This window comes from Streptomyces rhizosphaerihabitans (assembly GCF_025399795.1).
GTDB lineage: Bacteria > Actinomycetota > Actinomycetes > Streptomycetales > Streptomycetaceae > Streptomyces > Streptomyces rhizosphaerihabitans.
Window position 1 is genome coordinate 100,507 of the sequence record NZ_JAODTZ010000033.1, and the last position, 11,046, is coordinate 111,552.

Consider the following 11,046-nt stretch of genomic DNA (forward strand, 5'->3'; position numbering starts at 1 on the left):
TGAGGGAGCACGTGGTCACTCAGCTCAGGTCGAGCAGGGTCAGCAGTTCGTCGTTGTAGAAGTCGTCGATGGAGCAGGCCCCCGACAGCGTCGAGAAGTACCGGTCGATGTGCTCCTGGTGGCCGACCAGTTTCTGCAGCATCTCGACCCGTCCTTGAGGCTTGAGCTCGGCCACGTTGAGCGCGCCCTGGTAGTGGCTGAGGGCTTCGCCGCTCAGGTCGTTCTCGTAGCGCCGCAGCGCCGCACCGAGCGCGGTGTCGTCGTGCAGCCGGTCCCCGATGTGGCCGGTGAGCGACTGGGCCTGGACGAAGGCTTCGGTGATGCCGCGGGCGGTGATGGAGTCCTTGTGGTTCACCGCGTCGCCGACCAGCACCCACCCGGGGCCATAGGCCTTGCGGAAGTAGTTCTCCTGGTGGCCCGTGCCGTACAGCTGCTCCACGCGCTCGCCCGCCGACATCCGCTCGTACAGCTCGGGCGCCGTCGTGCGGAAGCTGTCGAGGTAGAAGGGCTCCACTCCCTTGCGGACGTCGTTGTACTCGTCCTGCGGGAAGTAGGTCATGAGCAGCGTGAGGTCGTCGTTGGTGGGGATGACGCCGATCCAGCGCCCGGGGCGCTCGTACAGCTCGAAGTGCGAGGGAACCCCGGCCCAGTAGCTGTAGTAGGTGCAGGTCACCCGCGGGTGCTCGATGACGTTCTGGGCGCCGGCCTTGCGGGCCACCAGTGAGCGCATGCCGTCCGCGCCGACGACCAGGCGCGCCCGGTCCGTCGCCTCGGTGCCGCCGGGCGTCGTGTAGCGCACCCCGACGACCCGGTCGCCCTCGAACACCAGGTCCTTGACCGCGCAGGACTCCCGCAGCTCCACACCGGCCGCCACCGCGCCGTCCGCGAGGATCGGGTCGAGCACGTACCGCCTGGGCGCGTACGTGTACCGCAGGCCGTCGAGCGGCTGGGAGAAGCCGTCGATGCGGACCTCGGAGCTCTGGTAGCTCTGGCGGGTGATCGGCCTGCAGCCCGCGTCGCGGAGCTTGTCGAGCAGCCCCCACCGGTTGAGCAGTGCCATGCCCTGCATGTGGATGTAGTGCGAGGACAGCGTGTCCTGCGGGAACCGCGCCTTCTCCAGAAGCAGGACACGGTAGCCCTGCCGCGCGAAAAGCATGGCCGTCGGCGACCCCGCACAACGGGCACCGATCACAATCACGTCGTACATGGCACGCCTCTCTTACCAGGTGGTTTTTTTGACGCAATGCGTCCGCAGCGGGAAAAGCCTCGTGATGGAGCGCGCCGTCGACGGCGGCGGACAGCACAGTCACTGCCGCCGTCACTGCCGGGAACGAAGGTGGCGCTGCCTGCGTCCGGCCTGTCGGCAGCAACAGGGCCGGCGGGACGAAAACGGGCCGGTGCGTGCCGTGCCGCCTCGCGCGGGCGGGAGGCGGCACGGCCGCCGCCCGGCCCGGCGCTACAAGGTCACCGCACCCAGGGATTCGATGTACGCGGAGATCGACGCCACCGTCGGGTGGAGGAACATCTGGTCCATCGGGACCTCGACACCCAGCTCCTCCATGAAGGCGCCCTGAATCCCGACCATGATCACGGACTGGCCGCCCAGGGCGAAGAAATCGTCGTCCACCGCTATGTCGTCGCGCTTCAGTTCCCGGCACCAGATGGCGTGCACGCTGTCGGCGGTCATCGCTGTCGCTGTCCTCTCCGTTGTGTCATCACGGTCCGTCGGCTAGGCCGCCGTGCCGCTGCCGGCGTACTGCTTCTTGAGCGCGTCGACCAGCGCCGCCCGGTCGACCTTCCCGTGCGGGCTCAGCGGGAGCCGCAGGACGTTCACGAACCGGGCCGGGACCATGTTCCGCGGCAGCGTCTTCAGCAGACGGGTGCGCACGTCGTCCTCGGTGAGCTCGTCTCTGGAGGGGACGATGAACGCGGCCAGCTCGGCCTCGCCCCCATCGCCGTACACGACCGCCACGGCGGCCTCCCGGACCCCGGCCAGCCTGCCGAGCGCGCGCTCGATGTCGGTGGGATCGATGCGCATCCCGCGCACCTTGACCTGCGCGTCCATCCGTCCGGCGACGACGAGTTCACCGGCCTCGGTCACACAGCCGCGATCACCCGTGCGGTACAGCCTGCGCGGCGCGCCGTCGACCGCGACCGTCGTGAACTTCTCGTTCTCTGGGCCCGCGGCGCCCAGGTAGCCCGCGCCGACGCCGGCCCCGGCGATGCAGATCTCGCCGTACTCCCCCGCCCCGACCCCGCGCAGCTGCTCGTCGAGGAGGTGGATGTCGGTGTTGTAGGCCGGCCTGCCGACCGACACGATGTCCTGTTCGCCGGGCCGGTGCCCGGCCAGGTCGTACGACGTCGCGACATCCGTGCACTCGGCGACACCGTACTGGTGCAGGAGGGTGCACGTGTTGCCCTCGCGCCGCGCCCAGTCCGCGATCCGCTCGATCTTCAGCGGCTCCCCGCCGAAGAGCACGTAGTCGAGCCGGGTGAGCGCGTCACCGCCGCGCGCCCTCTCCCAGTCCACCAGCACGTACAGGGTGCTGGAGGCGCAGTGCACCACGCGTATCTCGTGCTCGCTCAGGATGCGGTAGGCCATCATGGCGTCGAAGTTGCGGCTCGCCATCAGGTACTGGGTGGCGCCGCAGAACAGCGGTGTCATCAGGGCGCGCTGGGAGAGGTCGAACCCGAACGCGCTGACGACCAGGTTGTGGGACCCGCGGTGCAGGCCGTACTCGAGCTCGAGCCAGTTCATCAGGTTGAACCAGCCCTCGTGGCGCACCGCGGTCAGTTTCGGCGTACCGGTCGAGCCGGACGTGAAGACGGCGTAGCAGATGTCGTCCCCGGTGACGGGGACGTCGGGGGCGCTCGCCGCAAGGCCCGCCAGGTGGCCGGAGAGCTGTTCGAGGTCGATGACGTCGACGGCCGCCGAGGCGACCATCTGGGCCGTCGCCGGGGACGCCACGATCAGGGCGAGGCCGGGGACCTGGCCCAGCAGCAGCTGGAGCCTGGCCGCCGGGTAGGCCGGGTCGAAGGGGACGTAGGCGGCGCCCGCCTTCAGCGTGCCGAGGATGGCGACGAGCATGTCGGTCGAGTAGTCGAGACAGACGCCGACCTTCGCGCCCCGGCCGCATCCGCGCGCGGCGAGGAAGTGCGCGAACCGGTTCGCCCGCACGTCCAGCTCCGCGTACGTCACCTGCTCACCGGCCCGGACGACGGCGACGGCGTCGGGGGTGGCCCGGACGTTCGCCTCGAACCGGTGGTGGACGACGGGCACCGAGGGCAGGGCCACCCGCTTTCCCTGAAGGATCATCAACTGACTCCGATGTGAAGGGGTTCCGGTCGGACGGGCCGCCGGCGCACCACGGGGAGGCGGGAGGCTGCCGGCACGTCCGGGAGATCCGCCGCCAGGCGGTCGGCCACCAGGCGGCCGGCCGGTCGCCGGTTCACCGGTCGGCGGTCCGCCGGTCGGCGGTTTCGATCATCTGGGTCACCCACTGGTCCAGGGGCAGCCCGCGCGCGGCCGCGGCTTTCGAGTAGTGCTCCAGCTGGCCGGCGGACAGCTCGATGGTGAGCGTGGTGACCTTCTGCCGGCCCGTCCCGCCGGCCGCGTTCCGGGTCGGCCGGGGCGCCTCGGGCAGGTCGTCGTCGCCGGAGGGGGATTCGGCCGGGGTGCTCTGCACGGCCAGGCCCGCGCGCAGCGCCCGGCGCAGCTCGTTGCGCGACCACTTCTGCTGTTCGGCCTTGCGCAGCCAGTAGTCCTGCTCGGGCGGCGACAGTCGGGTCACCTCGGCGTGGTGGGCGAAGCTGAGGCTGTCGCGCCTGCGGTGGCGCTCGAACCGCCGGGCCACCCACGCGTAGTTGCGCAAGGTCTGGTAGTCGAGCCCGGTGCGCTCGATCGCCTCCTTGTAGCGCCGCCACCCGTAGGTGGCCTCCCCGTAGAGCAGCCAGTCGGCGAGCCACCACGCCGAGGAGTTCACGAGCTCGCGCAGGTTGCTCCCGATCTGCTCCCAGGACCGCTCCGGCAGGTTCTGCGGGAAGATCATCCCCGACTTCTGCACCGTGGCCTGTGTCCCCACGAAGGACAGCAGCACATCGCGCTGCGCCCGCTCACCGCCGTCCTCGGCCGGCCCCGCCTTGTACCTGCTCGCCGTCCTCACAGCCCCCGTCACAACCTTCAACTCCCAACTCAGAGTGTCTTCCTGGGCGTGGACCGATCACCGGGCCGGGCACCCCGGGCGGCGATCGCCGTCCCTCCCCCGACGCCGCACGCCGGGCGCCGCACCCCGCGGTCCGTGGCGCCCGCACCGGGGCTCTCGCGTTCACCGGAGCGGACGGCCTCGTCCCGGTCAGGTCCGCGGGAGGCGCCGGCGCTCAGTCCTCGGGAGGCGCCGGCGCTCAGTCCGCCGCCATCGCCTCCTGCAGGCTCTTGGGCCGCAGGTCGGTCCAGTTCTGCTCGACGTACTCCAGGCACTCGGCCCTGGCCGCCTCGCCGAAGACCACGCGCCAGCCCGCGGGCACCTCGGCAAACACCGGCCACAGGGAGTGCTGCTCCTCGTCGTTGACCACAACATGGAAGCGGCCGTCCGCGTCATCGAAAGGGTTCGTGCTCAACTGGCACCGTCCTTGTCCGTCATGGGTGACTCGAAATGGGAAATCGCCAGGCCGGGCACGAGAGAGCACCGGGCACGGGTCCGCCGGCCGGCGTCCGTCCGGTCGACGGGACACCCGGCTGTCCGGTCGACGGGACACCCGGCACCGGTGACGGCCTCGGCGATGCCACGTCACCGTAGGGATGCGGCCACCGGCGCTACAAGGGCGGCAGGCCCGCCGGCCGCCCGGCCGGCCGCCCGCACCCCGCCCCACCGGGATCCTCTGTACCCCACCGGTTTCCTGTGCCACGATGCCGCGCCCGCCGGGCCGGGCCGGCCGCATCCCTGCCGGCCCGGTGCCTGTGCCGGCCGGCACCGCTGTACGGCCGGGCCGCTCTGCTGCGGCAGATCGAAACGGGACGCGGCCACGGCCCTCGACGCGGCACGGCATGGCCAACCACCACTCCGCCGAGCCGAGTTGACGGCGGCAACGCACGGCGGGTGCTGGGCAGCGGGTGCCAAACGGCGGGCAACGGGGTGCCGGAAGCCGGGCAGCGGACGGCGAGCGGCGGGCAGCGGCAGCGCACAACGGGTGCCGGACAGCGGAGCGCCGGACGGCGAGTGACAGGCCGCGGGCCGCGAGTACCGGACAGCGGGGCGCCGGACAGCGGGCAGCGCACAACGGGTGCCGGACGGCGGGTGACGGCCCGCGGGCCCGCGGGCCCGCGGGCAATGAGTGCCGGACAGCGGGGTGCCGGGCGGCGGATGACGGGCCGCGGGTGACGGGCGGCCCGGATGCGCCCCCCGGGGTGCCCCGGGAGCCGCCCGCACGCACGTGACGAGCGGCTCCGGCGCACCGGCAACGCGCGTGCGAAAGAGAGCCGTTCGCCTCGGGCGGCCCGGCCGAACCGCCGCGTTTGGAGGCAACTCGGGCGCAGTGTAGGCGGCTTGGCGTTCCGCCACGGGCCGTGGGCCGGCTGCCCGGCTGTTCCTGTGCGCGTCGGCCGCGGTCCGGCTGCACGCGCTATCGACACGCGAGGCGGGTGACCTACTCTGCCGCCGACGAACCGCACAAGTACGGCATCAGCCACATGCGGACGACTCCACGGAACGGGGAACGACGATGACGACACGGAACAGCAGACCAAGGGCCGGCGTGGTCGCTCTGGCGGCGGTGGCGCTCACGGCCACCGTCCTCACCGGTCCCGCCCGGGCCTCGGCGGACACGGCCACCGGTCACCAGGCCACGCAGGACGCGATCGACGCGGCCGTCGCGGCCGGTGTCCCCGGCGTCACCGCCGAGGCACGGGACGCGGGCGGAGTCTGGAAGTCCGCATCGGGCGTGGGCGACCGGGAGACGGGGGCGCCGCGCGGCAAGAACGACCGGTTCCGTACCGGCAGCATCACCAACACCTTCGTGGCGACCGTCCTGCTGCAGATGGAGGCGGAGAACAAGCTCAGCCTCGACGACACCGTGGAGCACTGGCTTCCCGGCGTGGTGACGGGCAACGGCAACGACGGCAGCAAGATCACCGTGCGGCAGCTCCTGAACCACACCAGCGGTCTGTTCGACTACCTCGCCGACGTGACGTACTACGAGACGTACACCATGGGCGACAGCTTCCTCCAGCACCGCTACGACACCCTGACGCCCGGGCAGCGCCTGCAGGTGGCCTTCTCCCACGCGCCGCAGTTCGAGCCCGGTGCCCGGCACTCGTTCTCCCACACCAACGACATCCTGGCCGCGCTGATCGTCGAGAAGGTCGGCGGCACGTCGTACGAGAAGGAAGTGCGCAAGCGCATCATCAAGCCGCTGGGGCTCGATGCGACGTCCAACCCGGGCACCGGCACCGGCCTGCCCCGGCCGAGCAGCCGCGGCTACTCCAAGCTCTTCTACGCCTCGCAGCCGGACCGGATCGACGACGTCACCGAGCTGAACGGGTCACAGGGCTGGGGCGACGGCGACATCATCTCCAGCGCGGGCGATCTGAACCGGTTCTACAAGGCCCTGATGGGCGGGAAGCTGCTGCCGGCCGAGCAGCTGGCGGAGATGAAGACGACCGTCGTCAACCCCGATTTCCCGATCTCGTCCTACGGGCTGGGCATCGAGCGGCTCACGATGGGCTGCGGCACGACCCTCTGGTACCACGACGGAGGCATGGTGGGCTCGCTCGCGCTCGCCGCCTTCACCGAGGACGGCCGCCACGAGCTCACCTTCGACTACAACGGCGACTGGGACGCGTCGGGGATCCTCCCCATCCTGAACGCCGAGTTCTGCGCCCCGACGTCCCGCTGACACCGGGGCGGACCGACGTCCCGCTGACGCCGGGCGGGAGCCCACGGCGTGCTGCACGGTCGCACCCGGGGCGGCGGCGAGTCGAATCCTCCCCCAGCTGAAGCAGGGGATTCCTGGCTCACGCCGCCTGCGGGTCAGCAACCCGGCAGGTCTTCCGCGATCAACACCAGCCGGGTTGAAACCAGCCCGGTTTGATACAGCAGAGCTTGGAGGTGCATGTGCTGTCCTGGCTCTCGACCAGCACGGTGTGCGCGCTTGGTTCTCGCACCGCACGGCGTGCGCTTTACCCACTCGGGTAGACGGTGTTCCGCCCTTCGGGCGACATCCCGTTTCCTGCCCTGCTCCGCAGGAGTCCGATTCTCCCCCGCAAGCGGGAGGCACCCCCACCCCGGACTGAAGGCCGAGGCACCCTCGGAAGAACCCGGTGATCGGCGGCGGGGCCCGGATCCGGTGAGAAGGACATGTCTGTCGACCAGGAGGATCCGTGACAGTGCGAGCGGCCGTGGCCGGAGCGAGCGGATATGCGGGCGGTGAGCTGCTGCGCCTGCTCGTGGCCCACCCCGAAGTGGAGATCGGTGTCCTGACCGGGCATTCCAGCGCGGGACAGCGGCTGGGCACGCTGCAGCCGCATCTGGCGGTGCTGGCCGGGCGGGAGGTGCGGCCCACCACCGCGGACGCCCTGCGCGGGCACGATGTCGTCTTCCTCGCCCTGCCGCACGGCCAGTCCGCCGCCGTCGCGCGGCAGTTGGGCGAGGAGACGCTCGTCGTCGACTGCGGCGCGGACTTCCGTCTCGCGGACCCGGCCGACTGGCAGATGTTCTACGGCTCGCCGCACGCGGGCACCTGGCCCTACGGCCTGCCCGAACTGCCGGGAGCCCGCGCCGTGTTGGCGGGCGCCCGGCGTATCGCGGTGCCGGGCTGCTACCCGACCGCCGTGTCGCTGGCGCTCTTTCCCGCGTACGCGGCGGATCTGGCCGAACCCGAGGCGGTGGTCGTCGCGGCGTCCGGCACGTCCGGCGCCGGGAGGGCGCCCAGGGCGGACCTGCTCGGCAGCGAGGTCATGGGGTCCATGCGGCCCTACGGGGTGGGCGGCGGCCACCGGCACACGCCGGAGATGGTGCAGAACCTCAGCTCCGTGGCGGGCTGCCGGGTCGCCGTCTCCTTCACCCCGACCCTGGCCCCCATGCCGCGCGGCATCCTCGCCACCTGCTCCGCCGCGGCGCGGCCCGGGGTCGGCGCGCACGACGTACGGGCCGCGTACGAGAAGGCGCTGGCCGGCGAGCCGTTCGTACGGCTGCTGCCCGAGGGGCAGTGGCCCGGCACCGCGGCCGTGTACGGCTCGAACGCCGCCCAGGTCCAGGTCGTCCTCGACGCGGCGGTCGGCCGGATCATCGCGATCAGCGCCATCGACAACCTCACCAAGGGCACCGCGGGCGGTGCCGTGCAGAGCATGAACCTCGCTCTCGGCCTGCCCGAGGAGCTGGGGCTCTCGGCCGTCGGAGTCGCCCCGTGAGCCGGGGGCACCGGCCGGCGCCGACCGGGCGAGCCCATGCGGCCGGGCCGCCGACGGCCGCCGCACCGGTGCCCCGCACCGGTGGCCGGGCCATCGGCCGGCACCGCGGCCGGGGCGGACAAGGAGACAAAGAGACAAGGAGATGCAAGTGAGCGTCACCGCAGCACGAGGCTTCACGGCGGCGGGTATCGCCGCGGGAATCAAGGAGAGCGGCAACCGGGACCTGGCGCTCGTCGTGACCGAGGGGCCGCGCTGCACGGCGGCGGGCGTCTTCACCTCCAACCGTGTGCAGGCCGCGCCCGTCCAGTGGTCCCGGCAGGTCCTGGCGAACGGCGAGATCCGCGCGGTCGTCCTCAACTCCGGTGGCGCCAACGCCTGTACCGGGGCGCAGGGCCTCAAGGACACCCGGGCCACCGCCGAGAGGGCCGCCTGCTTGCTCGGCCTCGACTCCCTTGACGTGGCCGTCTGTTCCACCGGGCTGATCGGCGTGCCGCTGCCCATGGACCGGCTGCTGGCCGGCGTCGAGAGCGCCGTCGCCCTGCTGTCCGCGTCCGGCGGGCAGGACGCGGCCCGCGCCGTCATGACCACCGACACGGTGCCCAAGACGGCTGCCGTCACCCGGGGCGGGTGGACCGTCGGCGGCATGGCCAAGGGCGCCGGCATGCTCGCCCCCGGGCTCGCCACCATGCTCGTCGTGCTCACCACGGACGCGGACGTGGACAGCGCTGCCCTGGACCGGGCGCTGCGCGAGGCCACCCGCACCACCTTCGACCGGATCGACTCCGACGGCTGCATGTCCACCAACGACACCGTGCTGCTGCTCGCCTCCGGAGCCAGTGAAGTCGCCCCAAAGTACGCGGAGTTCGCCGAGGCCCTCCGCGCGGTCTGCGACGACCTCGGTCAGCAGTTGATCCGCGACGCCGAGGGCGCCAGCAAGGACATCAAGGTCGAGGTCGTGGGCGCCGCGAGCGAGGACGACGCCGTCGAGGTGGGCCGCTCCATCGCCCGCAACAACCTCCTCAAGTGCGCGGTCCACGGCGAGGACCCCAACTGGGGGCGGGTGCTGTCCGCGATCGGCACCACCGCGGCCGCCTTCGAGCCGGACCGGCTCGACGTGGCCGTCAACGGCGTGTGGGTCTGCCGGAACGGAGCGGTGGGCGAGGACCGGACGCTGGTGGACATGAGCGGCCGCGACGTCACGATCACCGTGGACCTCGCCGCGGGCAAGGAGGATGCCGTCATCTTCACCAACGACCTCACCGCCGACTACGTCCACGAGAACAGCGCGTACTCCTCATGAGCGCCACGAACGCCCGGGAAGGCGCCGGCACGACCGCCGTGCCGCACGACGACATCGCATCCGAGGGAGACACCGCATGAGCCACGGCACGGACCCCACCGAGGCGGGCAACGCGGCGCTGACCAGCCGCTGGCGGCACGTCATGACGGACAACTTCGGCACCCCCCGGCTGCCCCTGGTCAAAGGCCGGGGCACCCGGGTCTGGGACGCCGAGGGCAACGAGTACCTCGACTTCCTCGGCGGCATCGCGGTCAACGCGCTCGGCCACGCACACCCCGCCGTCGTCCGGGCCGTCGGCGAACAGGTCGCCTCCCTGGGACACGTCTCGAACCTGTTCATCGCCGAACCGGCCGTGCGCCTGGCCGAGCGCCTGCTGCGGCTCACCGGACGCCGGGGCCGGGTCTACTTCTCCAACTCCGGCGCCGAGGCCAACGAGGCCGCCTTCAAGATCGGCCGGCTCACCGGCCGCACCCACATGGTGTCGGCCACCGGCGGCTTCCACGGCCGCACCATGGGGGCCCTGGCCCTCACCGGCCAGCGCGCCAAACAGCGCCCCTTCCTGCCGCTGCCGGGCGAGGTCAGCCATGTGCCGTACGGGGACGCGAAGGCCCTGCGCGTCGCCGTCACCGAGCGCACCGCGCTGCTGATCCTCGAGCCCGTGCAGGGCGAGAACGGCGTGATCGTGCCGCCGCCCGGCTACCTGCGGGCGGCCCGCGAGATCACCGCGGCAACCGGAACCCTCCTCGTCCTGGACGAGATCCAGACCGGCATCGGGCGCACGGGCCACTGGTTCGCGGCGCAGGCCGAAGGAGTCGAGGCGGACGTCGTCACCCTCGCCAAGGGTTTGGGCGGCGGTCTGCCCATCGGCGCGACGCTCGTCTTCGGCCCGGCCGCCGACCTGCTCACGCCCGGCACCCACGGCTCCACCTTCGGCGGGAATCCCGTGGTGTGCGCGGCCGCCCTGGCCGTCGTGGACACCATCGAGCGGGCGGGCATCCTCGACCATGTGACCTGGGCCGGACAGCGGCTGCGGCGCGGCCTGGAGGCCCTGGCCCACCCGCTGGTCCGCGAAGTCCGCGGCGCCGGACTGCTGTTGGGCGTCGCGCTGGAGGGACCGCGCGCGGCGCGCGTGCAGCAGGCGGCCCAGGACCGGGGGCTCCTGGTGAACGCCGTGCTCCCGGACGTCATCCGGCTCGCCCCGCCGCTGATCGTGTCGGACCGCGAGGTGGACACCTTCCTCGACGGCTTCGGCGCGGCCTTGTCCAAAACCCTCGCCGAGACACTGACGGCGGCCTGACCCGTCGCACAAAAGCCGTTCAACCGCCCCGAGCGGACACCTCGA

At 72.1% G+C, this 11,046-nt stretch carries 9 protein-coding genes; 4 read left to right on the forward strand and 5 right to left on the reverse strand.

What is annotated here, in order from left to right; translation table 11 throughout:
• Nucleotides 1–19: 19 nt before the first annotated feature.
• From N4G66_RS28655 to N4G66_RS28675, 5 genes are all read right to left on the reverse strand, one after another.
• Nucleotides 20–1,207: an NAD(P)/FAD-dependent oxidoreductase gene (locus N4G66_RS28655; RefSeq protein WP_261707129.1), complete on the reverse strand. Its 1,188-nt coding sequence runs from the start codon at nt 1,205–1,207 to the stop codon at nt 20–22.
• 249 nt (nt 1,208–1,456) lie between these two features.
• Nucleotides 1,457–1,687 (reverse strand): acyl carrier protein, encoded by a 231-nt coding sequence (locus tag N4G66_RS28660; RefSeq protein ID WP_261707130.1) that lies wholly within the window; start codon nt 1,685–1,687, stop codon nt 1,457–1,459.
• Nucleotides 1,688–1,729: 42 nt separating this feature from the next.
• Nucleotides 1,730–3,316 carry an amino acid adenylation domain-containing protein gene (locus N4G66_RS28665; protein WP_261707131.1) on the reverse strand — a complete coding sequence of 529 codons (1,587 nt, stop codon included), beginning with the start codon at nt 3,314–3,316 and terminating at the stop codon, nt 1,730–1,732.
• A 133-nt stretch (nt 3,317–3,449) separates the two neighbouring features.
• Nucleotides 3,450–4,163, reverse strand: coding sequence for an LmbU family transcriptional regulator (locus N4G66_RS28670; RefSeq protein ID WP_261707132.1), 714 nt, complete (start codon nt 4,161–4,163; stop codon nt 3,450–3,452).
• A gap of 238 nt (nt 4,164–4,401) precedes the next feature.
• Complete coding sequence (locus tag N4G66_RS28675; protein ID WP_261707133.1) at nt 4,402–4,617, reverse strand: MbtH family protein; 216 nt, start codon at nt 4,615–4,617, stop codon at nt 4,402–4,404.
• Between the two features lie 1,101 nt (nt 4,618–5,718).
• Here N4G66_RS28675 and N4G66_RS28680 point away from each other — a divergent pair.
• From N4G66_RS28680 to N4G66_RS28695, 4 genes are all read left to right on the forward strand, one after another.
• Nucleotides 5,719–6,891 carry a serine hydrolase domain-containing protein gene (locus N4G66_RS28680; protein ID WP_261707134.1) on the forward strand — a complete coding sequence of 391 codons (1,173 nt, stop codon included), beginning with the start codon at nt 5,719–5,721 and terminating at the stop codon, nt 6,889–6,891.
• Nucleotides 6,892–7,375: 484 nt separating this feature from the next.
• A complete protein-coding gene (gene argC, locus N4G66_RS28685; protein ID WP_261707135.1) occupies nt 7,376–8,404 on the forward strand; it encodes an N-acetyl-gamma-glutamyl-phosphate reductase in 1,029 nt (342 codons plus the stop codon).
• Nucleotides 8,405–8,552: 148 nt separating this feature from the next.
• Entirely contained in the window at nt 8,553–9,704 is a 1,152-nt protein-coding gene (gene argJ / locus N4G66_RS28690; protein ID WP_261707136.1) for a bifunctional glutamate N-acetyltransferase/amino-acid acetyltransferase ArgJ, read from the forward strand.
• Between the two features lie 76 nt (nt 9,705–9,780).
• A complete protein-coding gene (locus N4G66_RS28695) occupies nt 9,781–11,001 on the forward strand; it encodes an acetylornithine transaminase (protein ID WP_261707137.1) in 1,221 nt (406 codons plus the stop codon).
• Nucleotides 11,002–11,046: the final 45 nt, after the last annotated feature.